The organism is Mycobacterium sp. GA-1841 (assembly GCF_001954135.1).
In the GTDB taxonomy this organism is placed as follows: domain Bacteria; phylum Actinomycetota; class Actinomycetes; order Mycobacteriales; family Mycobacteriaceae; genus Mycobacterium.
Genome location: NZ_MBEQ01000002.1, coordinates 14402 through 31227, shown reverse-complemented (window position 1 = coordinate 31227; position 16826 = coordinate 14402). Strand labels below are relative to the sequence as shown.

At 65.3% G+C, this 16826-nt stretch carries 15 protein-coding genes; 12 read left to right on the top strand and 3 right to left on the bottom strand.

Annotated features, from left to right (window positions below; all coding sequences use genetic code 11):
* The 10 genes from A5740_RS00160 to A5740_RS00115 all read left to right on the top strand — a co-directional run.
* Positions 1 to 821: alpha/beta fold hydrolase (locus tag A5740_RS00160; RefSeq protein WP_076190478.1), on the top strand; the 821-nt coding region annotated here is incomplete at its 5' end.
* A complete protein-coding gene (locus tag A5740_RS00155) occupies positions 818 to 1624 on the top strand; it encodes an SDR family NAD(P)-dependent oxidoreductase (RefSeq protein WP_076190476.1) in 807 nt (268 codons plus the stop codon). The genes A5740_RS00160 and A5740_RS00155, both read left to right, overlap by 4 nt.
* Before the next feature lie 129 nt (positions 1625 to 1753).
* Positions 1754 to 2419 (top strand): TetR/AcrR family transcriptional regulator, encoded by a 666-nt coding sequence (locus tag A5740_RS00150; protein ID WP_175616117.1) that lies wholly within the window; start codon positions 1754 to 1756, stop codon positions 2417 to 2419.
* Positions 2416 to 2610, top strand: coding sequence for a ferredoxin (locus tag A5740_RS00145; protein WP_076190472.1), 195 nt, complete (start codon positions 2416 to 2418; stop codon positions 2608 to 2610). Before A5740_RS00150 ends, A5740_RS00145 begins: the two co-directional genes overlap by 4 nt.
* Positions 2611 to 2619: 9 nt before the next feature.
* On the top strand, positions 2620 to 3852 hold the full coding sequence (locus A5740_RS00140) for a cytochrome P450 (protein ID WP_076190471.1): 1233 nt from the start codon (positions 2620 to 2622) through the stop codon (positions 3850 to 3852).
* Between the two features lie 28 nt (positions 3853 to 3880).
* Entirely contained in the window at positions 3881 to 5047 is a 1167-nt protein-coding gene (locus A5740_RS00135; protein ID WP_076190469.1) for an amidohydrolase family protein, read from the top strand.
* A complete protein-coding gene (locus A5740_RS00130) occupies positions 5044 to 6306 on the top strand; it encodes a Xaa-Pro peptidase family protein (protein ID WP_076190468.1) in 1263 nt (420 codons plus the stop codon). The genes A5740_RS00135 and A5740_RS00130 overlap by 4 nt, the downstream gene beginning before the upstream one ends.
* A gap of 14 nt (positions 6307 to 6320) precedes the next feature.
* The gene (locus A5740_RS00125; RefSeq protein WP_254849031.1) at positions 6321 to 7478 is read left to right on the top strand and encodes a Xaa-Pro peptidase family protein; all 1158 of its coding nucleotides are present in this window, start codon (positions 6321 to 6323) and stop codon (positions 7476 to 7478) included.
* Positions 7475 to 8437, top strand: a complete 963-nt coding sequence (locus A5740_RS00120) for an enoyl-CoA hydratase/isomerase family protein (RefSeq protein WP_076190483.1) — start codon at positions 7475 to 7477, stop codon at positions 8435 to 8437. The genes A5740_RS00125 and A5740_RS00120 overlap by 4 nt, the downstream gene beginning before the upstream one ends.
* Before the next feature lie 4 nt (positions 8438 to 8441).
* Positions 8442 to 10868 (top strand): CaiB/BaiF CoA-transferase family protein, encoded by a 2427-nt coding sequence (locus A5740_RS00115; RefSeq protein WP_076190466.1) that lies wholly within the window; start codon positions 8442 to 8444, stop codon positions 10866 to 10868.
* Between the two features lie 8 nt (positions 10869 to 10876).
* On the opposite strand, the gene A5740_RS00110 is transcribed toward A5740_RS00115, so the two are convergent.
* The 3 genes from A5740_RS00110 to A5740_RS00100 all read right to left on the bottom strand — a co-directional run bounded on the left by A5740_RS00110 (position 10877) and on the right by A5740_RS00100 (position 14288).
* Complete coding sequence (locus tag A5740_RS00110) at positions 10877 to 12145, bottom strand: hypothetical protein (RefSeq protein WP_371454690.1); 1269 nt, start codon at positions 12143 to 12145, stop codon at positions 10877 to 10879.
* Positions 12146 to 12367: 222 nt separating this feature from the next.
* Positions 12368 to 13213, bottom strand: a complete 846-nt coding sequence (locus tag A5740_RS00105) for a mycofactocin-coupled SDR family oxidoreductase (RefSeq protein WP_076190464.1) — start codon at positions 13211 to 13213, stop codon at positions 12368 to 12370.
* A 355-nt stretch (positions 13214 to 13568) separates the two neighbouring features.
* A complete protein-coding gene (locus tag A5740_RS00100; protein ID WP_076190462.1) occupies positions 13569 to 14288 on the bottom strand; it encodes a TetR/AcrR family transcriptional regulator in 720 nt (239 codons plus the stop codon).
* A 170-nt stretch (positions 14289 to 14458) separates the two neighbouring features.
* Here A5740_RS00100 and A5740_RS00095 point away from each other — a divergent pair, with 170 nt between their 5' ends.
* A complete protein-coding gene (locus A5740_RS00095; RefSeq protein ID WP_076190460.1) occupies positions 14459 to 15241 on the top strand; it encodes an enoyl-CoA hydratase in 783 nt (260 codons plus the stop codon).
* Positions 15242 to 15257: 16 nt separating this feature from the next.
* Positions 15258 to 16739, top strand: coding sequence for an adenylate/guanylate cyclase domain-containing protein (locus A5740_RS00090; protein ID WP_076190459.1), 1482 nt, complete (start codon positions 15258 to 15260; stop codon positions 16737 to 16739).
* Positions 16740 to 16826 lie beyond the last annotated feature (87 nt).

Genomic DNA, 16826 nt, shown 5'->3' with positions numbered 1-16826 from the left:
AGTTCACCCGCAAGACCATTGACGTCGACGGTCTCACCACCAGCTACCTCGAAGCCGGGCACGGTGACCCTGTCGTCCTCCTACATGGTGGCGAGTGCGGCGCCGGCGCCGAACTCGGCTGGGAGCACGTCATCGGTGCGCTGGCCGAGCATCACCGGGTGCTGGCCCCGGACATGTTGGGCTTCGGTGAGAGTGCCAAGGTCGTCGATTTCAACGACGGCCGTGGCATGCGGATCCGGCACATCGCCCGGTTCTGCGCTGAACTCGGCGTCGCCTCAGCCCATTTCGTCGGCAACTCGATGGGCGCGATCAACCTGCTCGTCGACACCACGTCGGAGGCTCCGCGGCTCCCGGTGCGATCGCTGACCGCGGTCTGTGGGGGAGGGGAAATCCAGCGCAACGAGCATTCGGCGGCGCTGTACGACTACGACGCCACGCTGGACGGGATGCGACGCATCGTCACCGCACTGTTCGCCGACCCGGCCTATCCGGCCGACGAGGCTTACGTGAAGCGGCGCTACGAGTCCAGCATCGCGCCGGGAGCGTGGGAATCCTTGGCCGCGGCGCGCTTTCGCCGGCCGGGCCTTGAGGCGCCGGCGACACCGTCGTCGAAACGTGCCTATGGCCGGATCGGTGTGCCGACCATGATCATCGAGGGGGATCGTGACAAGCTGCTGCCGACCGGTTGGGCCGCCGACATCGCCGGCCAGATCACCGGTGCGCGTAGTGCGGTGATCGCCGGCGCCGGACACTGTCCGCAGATCGAACAACCGGCCGCGCTCGTCGCGGTGCTGCTGGAATTCCTGAAAGAGGTGCGATGAACGAACTGACCGGAAATGTCACCGTGGTCACCGGCGGGGCGTCGGGTCTCGGTGAGGGCCTGGTGCGACGGTTCGCCGCCGAGGGCGCGCGAGTGATGATCGGAGACATTGACGAGGAGCGCGGCAAAGCGCTGGCCGACGAACTCGGCGAGAACGCGCGGTTCCTGGCCACCGATGTCGCCGACATCGATCAGGTGGCCAATCTGGTGGCGGCGGCGGTGGACACCTTCGGCGGTCTGGACGTCATGGTGAACAACGCCGGGGTGTCGGGCCGGATGCACCGGCGGTTCCTCGATGACGACCTCGCCGATTTCGACACCGTGATGCGGGTCAACGTCCGCGCCGTCATGGCCGGAACCCGCGATGCCGCGCGGTACATGGCCGAACACGGCGGCGGATCGATTCTCAACCTGACCTCGATCGGCGGGATTCAGGCCGGCGGCGGGGTGATGACGTATCGGGCGTCGAAGGCCGCGGTCATCCAGTTCACCAAGTCGGCGGCGATCGAGTTGGCGCACTACGAGATCCGGGTCAACGCCATCGCGCCGGGCAACATCCGTACCGCGATCGTGGCCAAGTCGGCCGCGCCGGAAGAGCGTGAGCGCATCGAGGAGTTCGAGGCCGGGATCCGCGCCCAGATGCGTAACGATCGTCCGCTCAAACGGGAGGGCACGGTCGAGGATGTGGCCGAGGCGGCGGTGTACTTCGCCACCGACCGCTCGCGCTATGTCACCGGGACCGTGCTACCGATCGACGGGGGCACGGTGGCGGGCAAGGTCATCGCCCGCAAGCCCAAGAACTAACCCCGCCGACGCGGCGGTTTTCTGGCGAAAAACCCGCGTCACCCAGCCAAAAAGCATAGTCTCGGCGAATCTGCGAGTAGATTAAATCAACTGCTTGACTTAATTACAGGAAAGGCGTTGACTGTAACGGTGACGACAGCCAGCCGGACGGCACGGGCCGATCGGGCCCTCGGTACCCAGGAGGCAATCCTCAAGGCGGCCGAGCGGCTCTATGCCGAGCACGGTGTATTCGCCGTTTCCAACCGCCAGGTGAGTGAGGCGGCTGGGCAGGGCAACAACGCCGCGGTCGGCTACCACTTCGGCACCAAGACCGATCTGGTCCGCGCGATCGAACACAAGCACCGCGGACCGATCGAGTACCTGCGGGAGCAGATGGTCGCCGACGCCGCGGATTCCGCCGAACTGCGCGACTGGGTGGCCTGCCTGGTGCAGCCCCTCACCGGTCACCTTGCGGCGCTGGGCAACCCGACCTGGTATGCCCGGTTCGCCGCGCAGGTGATGACCGATCCGGCCTACCACGACATCGTGGTGCGCGACGCCTTGAGCTCCGCATCGCTGGTTCAAGTCATCGAGGGAATGAAGAACTGCCTACCCGAACTGCCCGACGAAGTTCGGGTGGAGCGCAACATCATGGCGCGCAACCTGTTGATGCACAGCTGCGCCGATCGGGAACGTGCCATGGCCCAGGGCGCCACCGTGCCCGGGTTCTCCTGGCAACGTGCGGCCTCCGGACTGATCGACGCGATCGTCGGTCTCTGGTTGGCGCCGGTAACCCGAGAAAGCGACCGCGTATGAAAGTCACGGTAAATCAGGACAAGTGCGTCTCATCAGGCCAGTGTGTGCTGAACGCCAGTGAGGTGTTCGACCAGCGCGACGAGGACGGCGTCGTCGTCCTGCTCGAGCCGAACCCCGGACCCGACCAAACCGACAACGCCCGCCGCGCCGCAGCGGCCTGCCCAGCCCTGGCCATCGAGATCGAGGAATGACACCCACCCATGTCTGAAACACTGACCGACACCACTGCCACCGACATCCCGGACTACCCGATGGAGCGCGCAGCGGCCTGCCCGTTCGCCCCGCCGCCGCAGATGTTGGACATGGGCAAGGTCAAAGGCCTGTCCCGGGTGCGCATCTGGAACGGTGACACCCCCTGGCTGATCACCGGTCACGAGGAGGCGCGGGTCCTGTTCGCCGATTCGCGAGTGAGCGTCGACGATCGACGGGCGGGCTTCCCGCACTGGAACGAGCACATGCTGTCCACGGTCGACAAGCGGCCACGGTCGGTGTTCACCTCGGACGCCGAAGAGCACACCCGGTTCCGCCGGATGCTGTCCAAGCCGTTCACCTTCAAGCGGGTCGAGGGCCTGCGGCCGGCCATTCAGAAGGTCACCGACGAGTGCATCGACAAGATGTTGGCCGGCCCCAAGCCGGCAGACATCGTCACCGAACTGGCACTGCCGGTGCCCACCGTCGTGATCAGCGAAATGCTCGGTGTGCCTTACGAAGACCACGAGTTCTTCCAGGAGCACGCCAATGCCGGCCTGGCCCGGTACGCGGCCGCCGACGCCATGCAAAAGGGCGCGATGAGCCTGCACCAATATCTGATCAACCTGGTCGAGGAGAAGCAGGCCAATCCCTCCGAGGATGCCGTGTCGGACCTGGCCGAGCGGGTGACCGCTGGTGAGATCAGCGTCAAGGAGGCCGCACAACTGGGCACCGGACTGCTGATCGCCGGGCACGAGACGACGGCCAACATGATCGGCATCGGGATCCTGGCTCTGTTGCAGAACCCCGAGCAGGCCGATTTTCTGCGTAACACCGAAGATCCCAAGGAGATCGCCAACGCGGTCGAGGAGCTGATGCGTTACCTGTCGATCATCCAGACCGGCCAGCGTCGGGTCGCGATCGAGGACATCGAGGTCGGTGGTGAGACCATCCGCGCCGGCGAGGGCATCATCATCGACCTGTCCCCGGCCAACTGGGATGCCAAGGCCTACCCGGAACCAGACAAATTGGACCTGAGCCGTGATGCCGGCCAGCAGTTGGGCTTCGGCTACGGCCGTCACCAGTGCGTCGGTCAGCAGCTGGCCCGCGCCGAGCTGCAGATCGTCTTCCACACCCTGTTGCGTCGCATCCCGACGTTGGCGCTGGCCATCCCGTTCGACGAGGTGCCGTTCAAACACGATCGCCTCGCCTACGGCGTCTACGAGCTTCCCGTCACCTGGTGACTTCAGCCTTCAGCCCAAAGGAGTAGACATGTCCACCGCGACCCAAACGCTCTATCCACCAGAAGGCTTCGGTGCGCCCAAGAACCGCAAGGGCCATGCCAGCGGTGACCTCGGTTTGCCACCAGGTACCGAAATCTTCTCGGCCGACAACCACATCTCGGTGGCCGACGACATCTTCTACGAGCGCTTCCCCGAGGAGCTCAAAGGCGCCGCGCCCCGCATCTGGTACGAGGACGGCGCCTACATGGTCGGCATGAAGGGCAAAGCCTGGACCGGAGGTGATTTCGGCCGGGTGCTGATGCAGTACGACGACCTGGCCGGAGCCGCATCCAACAACATCGCCGCGCGCATCCGAGAGCTCAAAGAGGACGGGATCGACAAGGAGCTGGCCTTCCCCAATGCGGTGCTGGCTTTGTTCCACTACCCGGACAAGGCATTGCGCGAACGGGTTTTCCGGATCTACAACGAGCACATCGCCGCCCTGCAGGAGCAGTCGAACGGACACTTCTACGGTGTCGGGCTGATCAACTGGTGGGACCCCAAAGGAACGCGCAGCACACTCGAAGAGTTGAAGTCGCTGGGCCTCAAGACATTCCTGCTTCCGCTGAATCCGGGCAAGGACGACGAGGGCAACATCTACGACTACGGCAGCACCGACATGGACGCGGTGTGGGACGAGATCGAGGCGTCGGGAATTCCGGTCAGCCACCACATCGGCGAAACCCCACCCAAGACTCCGTGCCAGAACAACAGCGTCGTCGTCGGCATGATGGTCAACGTCGACTCGTTCCGTGAGCAGTTCGCCAAGTACGTCTTCTCCGGGATTCTCGATCGTCATCCCACACTCAAGATCGGTTGGTTCGAGGGCGGGATCGCCTGGGTGCCCACAGCTTTGCAGGATGCCGAGCACATGCTGGCCTCCTACCGGCACATGTTCAACCACGAACTGCAGCACGACGTTCGGCACTACTGGGACCAGCACATGGCCGCGTCGTTCATGGTCGACCCGTTGGGGCTGCGGCTGATCGACCAGATCGGTGTCGACAATGTGATGTGGTCCAGCGATTACCCACACAACGAGAGCACGTTCGGATATTCGGAGAAATCTCTGGCCACAGTCGTGGCAGCGGTCGGGCCGGACAACGCCGCCAAGATCGTGTCCACCAACGTCCAGAAGTTCCTGGGATTGGCATGACCGCGCCGACGACGGCGAGGCGCTCGGGGGTGACCACCATCGTCCAGTCCGGTTTGACCTGGATGGACATCCCCGACGAACCCGATCTCGGCCGGATGCGCCGGGAGGTCGGGGCGCGGCTTCGTGATGCCATGCGGGAGCATGGTGTCGACGCGCTGGTACTGCTGGGCAACGGGAACGTCGTGTATGCCACCGGCGCCAGCTGGCCGCTGCTCGACGCGGGCCTGTCTCATGTCGAGCGTCCGATCGCCGTCATTCTGGCCGACGACGACAACCCTCATCTGTTCCTGCCGGCGCGCGAGGGAGCGCAGCTGGAGACCGACCTGCCCGACGATCATCTGCACCCGCCGCTGTACCTCGAATTCGACGAGGGTGTCGAGTATTTCGGTCGCGTACTGGCCGATCTTGCCCCGGCCGGGGCGTCCTTCGCCGTCGACGAACTGACCGGGGCGATGCGCCGCGCCGGCGATCGACTGTTCCCCACCCCGCCGGTGGACGCCGCACCGGTGGTCGGCGCCGCCAAGTTGGTCAAGACCGCCGACCAGATCGCCGCGGTCCGTCGCGCCTGCCGGATCACCGAGGAAGCCATGGTTGACGTGCAGAAGTCGCTGGCTCCGGGAGTGCGTCAGACCGACCTGTCGGCCCAGTTCCTGCGCCGCGCTTTCGAGCTCGGCGCAACGGCCAGCATGCTCGAGGCGATCTGGCAGGTGATGCCGGCCAGCAAGGCGGAGGGCGCCTGGACCACGCATGGTGATCTGGCACTGCCCCTGTTGTCCACCGAACGCGAACTCAAACAGGGTGACGTGCTGTGGACCGACGTCTCGATCACCTATCGCGGGTATTGTTCGGATTTCGGCCGCACCTGGGTGGTGGGGCAGGAGCCCACCGAGCGCCAGCAGGCCCAGTTCCACCGGTGGCGTGACATCCTCGCCGCGGTGCTCTCGGCGACCAGAGCCGGTGCCACCAACGGAGATCTCGCCCGCGCCGCGATCGCCGCCGCCGGCGGGCACAAGCCGTGGTTGCCGCACTTCTACATCGGCCACGGCATCGGCTCCAACGCCGCCGAGATGCCGATGATCGGCACCGACCTCGGCCAGGAGTTCGATGACAACTTTGTGTTCCCGGCCGGCATGCTGCTGGTGCTCGAGCCCGTCGTCTGGGAGGACGGCACCGGCGGTTACCGAGGGGAAGAGATCGTGGTGATCACCGAAGAAGGGTGGATGCCGTTGACCGACTACCCCTACGACCCGTATCGCTGAGCGGGAGTGAGCACGTGAGCATCCAAGCCCCCAATATCGATGCGGATTTCGACGTCATCCCGGATACGCCTGCGCTGCGCCATGGGCGTCGCGACCGGGTCCTGACGCAGATGACGGACAACGACCTGGACATCCTGGTGCTGGGTCGCCAGGCCAACGTCCGCTATGTCAGCGGTGCACCGCAACTGTGGGTCGCCGGCACCCGCCCGTTCGGGCCGATCTGCAGCCTGGTCCGGGACTCCGGCGCACTGCACTTGAACAGCACGTGGGACGAGGGCATTCCGGAGGAGATTCCCCGCGAGAACCTCTATGGGCTGTGCTGGAACCCGTTGACGCTGATCGACGTGCTGCGGGGCATACCCGGCGCCGAGACGTTCACACGGGTCGGGACAGACGCGATGACACCGACTTTCGCCAAACTGCTGCCCATGGCCTTTCCTGCCGCCGAACTGGTCGACGGGGAACCTGCGATGCGCGCGGCGCGGCGAATCAAAACCGCTGAGGAGATCGAGGCGCTGCGCACAGCGCTGCGGATCGCCGAGCACGGCCTGGCCTCGGCGGTGGCAGCGTTGGCTCCCGGCAACACCGAGCGCAACCTGGCCGGGGCGTTGATGGAATGCGAAGCCGCCGGTGGGATCAGCACCCCGGCCACTCAGGACTCGGCGTGGATTACGTCCAGAGACAGCCCGTTCCGGCGTTCCGCGGGCGACGGCCGGTTACGGGACGGTGACCTGGTGGCGGTGTCGGCCGGTGTCCTGGCCGGTGGCTACGTGGGCGAGGTGGCCCGCACCTGGCCGGTCGGTGAGGTTGCCGACGTGGCTGCCGTCCGGGCACTGTATTCACGTCGGGATGCCCTGTGGGACAAGCTGGTCGATTCCTGCCGGGCCGGGGCGCCCGCCGGCGCCTTACTACAGGCGTACGCCGAGGCCGGTGAACCCGTTCCGCCGATGCCGGTGGCGCATGGGCTGGGTCTCGGCTTCGATCCACCGGTGGTGACCCCGCAGCTACAGGCAACTGTTGATACTGAGCGACTTGAGGAAGGAATGGTTTTGGCCGTTACTGCGCACGTGTGGGAGAAGGGTCTGGGTGCGGTCTTCACCCGCGATGCGGTGTTGATCACCGACCGTGGCCCCGAGGTGCTGTCCGAGGCTGCCATGTGGTCGGCCTCATGACCGACTCTCGGCCCACGCCCGAGGAAATCATCCTCTACGACAAGGACCCCAAGACCAAGATCGCCACGATCACGTTCAATCGGCCGGAGTTCCTCAACGCGCCGACGTCGATGGCCCGGCTGCGTTACGCCGATGTGTTGCGGGCGGCCAACGCCGACAACGACGTCAAGGTGGTGATCATCCGGGGGGTGGGCGACAACCTGGGCAGCGGCGCAGATCTGCCGGAATTCATGGAAGGCAACGACAATCCGGCCGTGCGGCTGGCCGAGCTGCGGCTCGAGGATGACGGTGTCGGTGAGGTGACCTACCCCCCGAAGGGGACCTTCCGCAACGGGGCCACGATCAGCGCCTGGTATGCCAACTCGCAGGCGGGTAACCGCGCACTGCAGGACTTCAAGAAGATCAGCATCGTCGAGGCCAAGGGTTACTGCTACGGCTGGCACTTCTATCAGTGTGCCGACGCCGATCTCGTGATCTCGTCTGACGACGCGCTGTTCGGTCACCCCTCGTTCCGCTACCACGGCTGGGGACCACGCATGTGGACCTGGGTGCAGATGATGGGGCTGCGCAAGTTCCAGGAGATGGTGTTCACCGGCCGGCCCTTCACTGCCGCCGAGATGTACGACTGCAACTTCCTGAACAAGGTCGTGCCCCGCGATCAACTGGAGGCCGAAGTTGCCAAGTATGCGCTGGCCTGTGCCCGGAACCGCCCGGTCGACACGGTGTTTCAGCAGAAGCTCTTCTTCGAGGTGTTCAAGCAACAGCAGGGTGAATACATGGGCAGCCTGCTGAGCGCGTTCTTCGAATCCATGGGCAACGGCGTGGCCAACGACAACGACGATGACCTGGACATGTTCGAGTCGATCGATTCCGGGCTGTCGGCCGCGGTCAACGACAACGACAGCAAGTTTCCACCGGAGTTCCGGTTGTCCAAGAAGAACCGAGCTAAACCCGAATAGTCACATGAGTTCACCACTTGACGGCTACACCGTGATCGACCTGTCGTCGGGGATCGCGGGGGCCTATGCCACGAAGATCCTCGCCGACGGCGGTGCGGATGTGATCAAAGTCGAAGCAGCCGAAGGCGACCCGCTGCGCAGCTGGTCGGCCTCGGGTGCCCGGATCGGCCCCGGCGAGGACGGTGCTCTGTTTACCTTCCTGGCCGGGGGGAAACGCAGCGTGGTCGTGGATTCCGATGACCCCGCCGACGCGCAGCTGCTGGAGAGCCTGATGGCTGGCGCCGATGCGGTGATCTGGTCACCGGAATCGACTGTCGCGCAGGGGGTCGCGCCCGAGGATCTGTTTCGACGGCATCCGCATCTGATCGTCACCACCCTCACCCCGTTCGGGTTGGACGGTCCGTGGAGCGGCCGAGCTGCCACCGAGTTCACCTTGCAGGCGTGGTCGGGCGGCGCGATCGGTATCGGCCGCGGGGTCCAGGACCGGGCGCCGGTGTCGATCGGCGGCCAGGTGGGTGACTGGCTGACCGGTGCTTATGCGGCGGCGATGACGTTGGCGTTCCGGGCGCGTGCCCTGCGTGACGGTGTCGGGGAACTAGTGGACATGTCCGCGCTGGAGGCCCAGATCCTGGGCCTGACGTACTATCCGGTGACCTACTTCGAAATGCTGGGCCGGCCGTGGCGCAGCGAGCGCAGGCCCACGGTTCCCGGCGTGGCCCAAGCCGCCGACGGTCTCGTGGCGCTGGGCTGTGGCACCGCCCAGCAGTGGTGGGATCTGTGCGCGATGTCCGGCCACGACGAGTGGATCGACGAGACGTCGGAGCTGACCATCACCGAGCAGGCCAACCTGCATGCCGAGGAGCTGTACAGCTGGCTACGTGAGCAGAAGGTGGACGACGTCCGGGAGTTGGCCTCGGCGTTCCGGATTCCGAACTCGCCCGTCGGCAACGGTGAAAATGTCACCGGCATGGACCATTTCGTCGAGCGGCAGGCGTTCGTGCGAAACCCGCGGCACGGGTTCACCCAACCCGCGGCGCCGTACCGGCTATCCGGCGCCACCTTGCGCGGCCCGGCGCCGGCACCGAAGCTCGGCGAACACACCGAACAGCTCCGGACGGCCGCCCACGTCCGGCGGGATGGCCCCGCCGGTACGCCCGCCAAAGACCGGCTGCCGTTCAGCGGGCTGCGGGTGCTCGACATGACGACGTTCTGGGCCGGGCCGTCGTGCACACATGCGCTCGGCATGCTCGGCGCGGAGATCATCCACCTCGAGTCGACGCCGCGGCCGGACGGCACGAGGTTGATCGCGGGCATACCGGCCAGTGTCGAACAGTGGTGGGAACGCTCTCCGATCTTCAGCGCGCTCAACACCAACAAGAAGAGCCTGACGCTGGACTTCCAGACCGCGACCGGCCGAGACCTGTTGCGCCGTCTGATCGCCACCTGCGACGTGGTGGTGGAGAACTTCACGCCCAGGGTGATCGACCAGATCGGACTCGATTTCGAATCGGTGCGCGCCCTGCGCCGGGACATCGTGATGGTGCGGATGCCAGGCTTCGGACTCGACGGGCCGTGGCGGGACAACCCGGCGTTCGCCTACATCATCGAAGATGCGTCCGGGTTGAGTTGGCTCACCGGCTATTCCGATCGCACGCCGTTCGAACCGTATTCGGTCGGCGATCCCAACGCCGGGGTGCATGCCCTTTCGGCACTGATGTTGGCGCTGGAACATCGTCGTCGCACCGGGGAGGCGGTGCTGGTGGAGGCCGCGATGGTCGATGCTGCGCTCAACATCGCCGCCGAGCAGGTCATCGAGTATTCGGCCTACGGTGCGCTGCTGCAGCGTGACGGCAACCGGGGCCCGGCCGCGGCACCGCAGAACATCTACCGGTGCGCCGACATCGATGAGTTCGGCCGAGCCGACAGCTGGGTGGCCATCGCGGTGAGCAACGATGCCCAGTGGCGGGCGCTGTGTACGGCGATCGGGCAGCCGGACTGGACCCGGGACCCCGAGTTGGACAACGCGGCCGGGCGGCGTGCCCACCACGATCTGATCGACGCGAACCTGGCCGCCTGGTGCCTGCCTCGCAGCGGCGACGAGATAGTCGAATCGCTGTGGCAGGCCGGGGTCCCGGTGGCCAAGGTGATGCAGCCACACCGGCAGCTGGAGTTGCCGCAGTTACGCTTCCGCCGGTTTTTCGAGCATGTCGGTCATCCGGTGAACAGCGCCGCACCGCACAGCACCCTGCCCGTCTGTCTGGCCAACGGGCCACGGGAATTGCACCGGCAGGCCGCGCCGCTGCTCGGCGAGCACAATCACGAACTGCTGGCCGAACTGGGTCTGTCCGACGACGAGATCGCCGCACTGGCCTCCGATGGGGTCATCGGTACCGCGCCCGGGGTCGGTGGCCGCCGAAAGGCAGCTCGCTGAGCGGCTTCTCAGCGTCGATACGGCTCGGCGTCGAGTAGTGCACCGAAATCCTCGGTGTCCCATAGGTAGAGGACATTGCTCAACATGAGCAAGGGTGATCGCACCGCCTCGTTGCCGGCGATCACCGGGTCGAAGCGATCGATCTCGCGATCAGGCAGGGTGGACTGGAGATGCGTGGGCGCATCGAGGAGCCATGCCACGCCCATCACCGCGGCGTAGAGCACGAGCTGATGCCGTAGCCGGGGCAGGTCGAGTTCGGGCCCGCCTGCGGCGTGGAACTCAGCGGCGAAGTGGGCCAGCAATTCGTCGAGGTGGTTGTCCCACAGGGTGGTCTCGGCGCTGCACAACGAACCCCATAGCGCCATCGCGACATTCATCACGCTGGCACAGCCCCAGTCCATCAGGCCGCAGACAACAGTGCCTTCGGGTTCGGTCCAGAACCAGGCGTTGTCGACGTTGGCATTCCAGTGACACAGGGCCACCTGCTCCTCGGTGCCGTGTAGCCAGGCCATCACGGCGTCTTCCGCTGCGTCGATCCGGACCACATCGGCGAGCATGCGGTCGATGAACTCCGGACGCCGGGCCGCTTCGGGCAGCAGCGCCGGATACCGGTCCGCGAACGCAGCCAACCGGTGGACTTGCGCGGTGAGATCGGCGGGGGAGCGACGTACCCGGGCACCGACGGTCACTTTCGCGGCGTCGTATCGGAACCGATCGTCGACGGCATCAGGTAGCGCCCCGGCGTGATGCGCTCCGGCCAGCCGGGCGACCGACGTGAGCAGCGCCCGGTAGTGCCCGGGGGCATCGGGCATCCGATGGTCCAGACATTTGTCGTAGTGCGGTTCGATTCCGGCCTCACCGAAGGAGATCCGTTCAGTCAGCAGCATGCCCGTGCCTGATGCCGTGTGATAGTCGGCGAACAGGCACACCGGCACCGTGATCGGCAGAGCTGTGTCGGCTGACAAGGCTGCGAACGCTGCTTCGAGTTCCATCTGCGTCTTTCCCCGATCTCGGCGGGGGTTGTCGAAGTCGCGGGAGAACTTGACGAACAGTTCGGTGGGCAATCCACCGGTGGGATGGGAATAGCGGACATCCAGCAGGGCCTTGCGTCCGGTGCTTCCGCCCGAACATTCCTCGAGCCGGGTGATCGCATCGACCCGGTTGTGTTCGGCGAGAACACCGAAAGTGTGCAGCGCCGTGGTCAGGAACTCAGGCCCTGCGGTGCGCAGTGTTTCGGGATCGGCAGGAAATCGAAGTGCGGTCGTGTCACCGGTCACCCAGCGTTGCATCTGACCTCGATGACCATCGCTATCAAGCCTTCTGACGTATTGCTCACCGGACAGGTGGCCGTACAGCGGTCTTTCTGGCGTCCGGGCTGTCCAGCCATATCACCGGGCTGACGATTCACGTGGACGGTGGCACGCGGGGTGCGGGCGGCTGGTAGCGCCACCCGCAGCCCGCGTGCCGCAACACTCGGCCCAGGCTAGGGATATCCGGGCCTACTTGAGGCAGCTTCCAGCGTCTACCGGCAGGGTCACACCGGTGACGTAGCGAGCCTCGTCGGAGGCAAGGAACAGCACAGCGTTGCTGATGTCCACCGCCTCGACCCACGGGATGGGCAGGGTGTGGAACAGCTGGCAGATCGGCGCCATGTCGTCGGGGCCCGGGTTCTCCAGGTCGGGCCGGAACATCTTGAACGTTCCGTCGTTGTGCAGCATCGGGGTGGCCACATGCGTGGGATGCACGCTGTTGCACCGGATGTTGTGCTGGCCGAGCTCGACCGCGAAGCCGCGCATCAGGCCGACGACACCGTGCTTGGCGGCGACATAGTTGCCGCAGTGCGGGTACGCCTTGAGCCCGCCGACCGAGCTGGTGAGAATGATCGAGCCGCCGCGGCCACCTTCGATCAGATGGGGCACACCGGCTTTCACCGATTTCCAGACGCCGGACAGGTTGATGTCGATCATCTCGTCCCAGTCCAGCTGGCTGGTCTCGTGCAGGACGTCGCCGCCGTTTCCGATACCGGCGTTCGCCACGATGATGTCGAGGCGACCGAGCTGCTCGACACCACTGTCGACGGCGGCCTTGACCGCATCGGCGTCGCGCACATCGACCTCGGCGGTGACCACGCGACGGTCGAGTCCCTTGATGAGGTTCGCGGTCTCGGCCAGGTCATCAGAGGTGGAGGCCGGGATGGCGGTCTCCACGCCGGGCCGGATCGGTCCACAGATATCGATCGCGATGATGTCGGCGCCCTCTTGGGCCAGCCGTAACGCATGGCTACGGCCCTGGCCACGAGCAGCGCCCGTGACGAACGCAACCTTGCCTTCCACCCGTCCAGTCATTGATTACCCCAGTTCTGTATTCGTGAGCAGCTACTTCAGCGAGAATCTGTGCAGCTGCTCAGCACTCTGTCACCGGGCCGCCCACCATGTCAACGACAGATACGTTTCAGGCAATTTGTACTCTTTGCTTAGAAGAACGAGATTCTCCTACCGTCGGCCGGCGATGCCGCTCGACCGCTCGCGTGAAGATCGGATGCGGGACCGCGCCCGGTGCGCAAACAAGGGGACGATGGGCTCGCTTGGCGGGGGCATGCCCGGGAGAGGGCGGCGCGATCAGACCCACGGTGACCGGCATGAGATCGGCCACACGTCGTAGGTAAAGGCTGTTCTGGATTCTGGAGAACGCTGTTCTCAGCTAGCTGGCGGCGAATCCGTTGGCCACAAAATCCCACACTTCGTCGGCGGTGATCGGGTGGATGGAGGCTTCGTCGGTGCCACCGCTGGACTGGGCAACGAACATCACCGTCTGCATCGTCATGGCAGCCATGCGCCGCGGGTTGATCCCTGAGCGAAGCTGGCCGGCCTCGGAGGCTTCTTCCATGAGCTCGGTGAGCAGGGCCAGCAGCGGAGCATGCGCCACCTTCACCTCCGACGGGTGCGACACCAGCAGGCGCGGCGCGAAGTCGGTGAACAGTGGACGCTTGGCTGCCGGATCGGGCCGGGACGATTCGAAGAGCAGTTGTATGGCGACCTTGAGCCGCTCGATCGGTTCGCCCTGCGTGGAGGTGGCGGCCCGGATCTGGTCGGCCGATCGGCTCAGTGCGTCTTCGAACAGTGCAAGCAGAAGTTCGTGTTTGCCGTCGAACTGCAGGTAGAAGCTGCGCAGCGACTGCCGGGAGCGGTCAACGACCTCTTGTACGGTGAAGTCGGTACTGCCCTTTTCGATGATGATCGCCTGGGCGGCGTCGAGGAACCGCTGCACGCGCTGCGCAGCGCGCAACTTGGCGGTTTTGATCGACCGCTCGACAGCGCGCTGCTTCCAAGCTGGTTCTTCGCCAGCGGTAGTCACTGGCTGGTCCGACGCTTGTCGAGTGGGGAGAACATGAACTGACTGTACCGGAGAACGCCTTGCCATTGTGGTGCCAGACCCCCTCGCGGCCAATGTGTCGGAGATTGTAACTTTCGTACTGTGAGAATAGTATTCTCATCGGGGGAATTATAGAAGTCCTTTCAGAAGAAGGCTTTCGCATCGAATTTGGCGCTTCCGGGCGCTGTTTTCCGGCCGCTGTGAGCAGAAGGAATGACGTGTACATCGACTATGACGCTGCCGATTCGGTCGCCACGATCACGCTGAATCGACCGGAAGCCGCCAACGCGCAGAACCCCGAACTGCTCGACGAACTCGATGCCGCGTGGACCCGGGCCGCAGACGACCGTGATGTGAAAGTGATTGTGTTGCGGGCCAACGGCAAGCACTTCTCCGCCGGCCACGATCTGCGCGGCGGGGGACCGGTACCCGACAAGATCACCCTGGAATTCCTGATCGAGCACGAATCGCGGCGCTATCTCGAATACACCCTGCGCTGGCGCAATGTGCCCAAGCCTTCGATCGCCGCGGTGCAGGGCCGCTGCATCTCCGGTGGTCTGCTGCTGTGCTGGCCGTGCGATCTGATTCTGGCGGCGGATGACGCGTTGTTCTCCGATCCGGTGGCGTTGATGGGCATCGGCGGTGTCGAGTACCACGGCCACACCTGGGAACTCGGTGCCCGCAAGGCCAAGGAGATCCTGTTCACCGGCCGTGCGCTGACTGCCGAGGAAGCCGAGCGCACCGGCATGGTGAACCGGGTGGTAGCGCGGGACGAGCTGGACAGCCAGACCGCAGAACTGGCCGCGCAGATCGCGCAGATGCCGGCTTTCGCCCTGCGCCAGGCCAAGCGGGCGGTCAACCAAACCCTCGATGTGCAAGGCTTCTACGCCGCCATCCAATCCGTGTTCGACATCCACCAGACCGGACACGGCAACGCCCTGAGCGTCAGCGGCTGGCCGGTCCTGATGGATATCGACGGGATGAAGCAGAACATCAAGTAGACCTGGCCCGGCGGCAATGGGGGCGATCCGGCTCAGCGTTACCTACGCGGCCCGCCAGATCTACGCGCAGTCCACCGCGGCCGCGGCGGTGACCCTCGTGGTGTTCGCGCTGAGCCGCAACACCGTCGGGGACGCACGTCAGCTGTTGACGCAGGCGAATCTCATCGCTCTGATCGCACTGATGGTCGCGGCGGCGATCATCGATACCGTCGTGGGCTGCGTCAACGTCTATCCGACGTTCAAATGGTATGCCGCGGAAGCGGATCCGACTCCGAAACAGCAGCGCGCCGCCATGCGCATCGCACCGCGACAGACGATCATCCAGTTCACCACCTGGGCAGTGAGTGCGGTGGTGTACACCCTGCTCAACCTGGGCGCCGGGGGCGGTGTCGCGTACGTGATGGGCGCGGCCATCCTGTTTGGCGGCGTGGCCGCCGCTTGTATGGGATTTCTGGTCACCCAACGGATGTTGCGGCCGATCGTCGCGGCCTCGCTGACTGCGTCGTCGGCCACGCTCGTGCGGATGCCCGGCGTGCTGGCCCGGCTGATCACCATCTGGACCCTGTTCAGCGGGCTGCCCATCCTGGGGATCGCGTTGATCGTTCTGGCCCGGTCCAACGGTTGGTTCGTCCAGAAGACAGCGCCGGTCGAGGCCGCGGTGCTGGTGTTGGCCGTCGTCTCACTGGTCTTCGGGGTGCGGTCGATGTTCCTGGTGGCCCGGTCGGTCTCAGACCCGATCGGGGAAGTCGTGCTCGCCATGAAAGCCGTCGAGCGTGGCTGGTCCGGCGTCTCGGTCAAGGTGTACGAATCGTCCGAGATCGGCCGGCTTCAATACGGTTTCAACCGGATGGTGGCCGGCCTGGCCGAACGGAATCGGTTGCGCGATTTGTTCGGCCGCTACGTCGGGGTCGACGTGGCCCGTCATGCCCTGCAGCAGGGCAGCTCGGTCACCGGTGACGTCCGCGAGGCCGCGGTTCTCTACGTCGATCTGGTCGGCTCGACCGCGTTGGGTGCCACCCGTCCGCCGCAAGAGGTGGCGCAACTGCTTAACGGTTTCTTCAAGATCGTCGTGGACACCGTCGAGCACCATCATGGGCTGATCAACAAGTTCGAGGGCGACGCGGTACTTGCGGTGTTCGGCGCGCCGTTACGGTCGGACAACCCGGCCAGCTCGGCGCTGGCCACCGCGCGGGCCCTGGTGCCGCGGCTGCACCAGCTGCCGGATGTCGAGTTCGGCGTGGGTATTTCGTGCGGATCGGTGTTCGCCGGCAACATCGGCGCGGAGAACCGCTACGAATACACGGTGATCGGTGACGCGGTCAACGAGGCCGCACGGTTGGCCGACCACGCCAAGGACCGTGAGTCGACGGTGTTGTGCTCGGGTAGTGCGCTGGCCCACGCCGACGCCGACGAAGGCCGACACTGGGTGGTGCGCGGTTCGACGGTGCTGCGTGGTCGCTCCACGGCCACCGTCTTCGCCGAGCCTCTCACCACCTAGGCTTCTCACCACCCAGCACGAGCAGACATAAACCTGTACCTTTTCCCCCGAAAAGGTACAGGTTTATGTCTGCTCGCCAGAGGAACG

What these genes read in the sequence shown, in the direction of transcription:
- A5740_RS00155 (WP_076190476.1), top strand. Translation starts at nt 818, where the DNA reads ATGAACGAACTGACCGGAAATGTCACCGTGGTCACCGGCGGGGCGTCG.
- A5740_RS00145 (WP_076190472.1), top strand. Translation starts at nt 2,416, where the DNA reads ATGAAAGTCACGGTAAATCAGGACAAGTGCGTCTCATCAGGCCAGTGT.
- A5740_RS00140 (WP_076190471.1), top strand. Translation starts at nt 2,620, where the DNA reads ATGTCTGAAACACTGACCGACACCACTGCCACCGACATCCCGGACTAC.
- A5740_RS00135 (WP_076190469.1), top strand. Translation starts at nt 3,881, where the DNA reads ATGTCCACCGCGACCCAAACGCTCTATCCACCAGAAGGCTTCGGTGCG.
- A5740_RS00130 (WP_076190468.1), top strand. Translation starts at nt 5,044, where the DNA reads ATGACCGCGCCGACGACGGCGAGGCGCTCGGGGGTGACCACCATCGTC.
- A5740_RS00120 (WP_076190483.1), top strand. Translation starts at nt 7,475, where the DNA reads ATGACCGACTCTCGGCCCACGCCCGAGGAAATCATCCTCTACGACAAG.
- A5740_RS00115 (WP_076190466.1), top strand. Translation starts at nt 8,442, where the DNA reads ATGAGTTCACCACTTGACGGCTACACCGTGATCGACCTGTCGTCGGGG.
- A5740_RS00105 (WP_076190464.1), bottom strand. Translation starts at nt 13,213, where the DNA reads ATGACTGGACGGGTGGAAGGCAAGGTTGCGTTCGTCACGGGCGCTGCT.
- A5740_RS00100 (WP_076190462.1), bottom strand. Translation starts at nt 14,288, where the DNA reads ATGGCAAGGCGTTCTCCGGTACAGTCAGTTCATGTTCTCCCCACTCGA.
- A5740_RS00090 (WP_076190459.1), top strand. Translation starts at nt 15,258, where the DNA reads ATGGGGGCGATCCGGCTCAGCGTTACCTACGCGGCCCGCCAGATCTAC.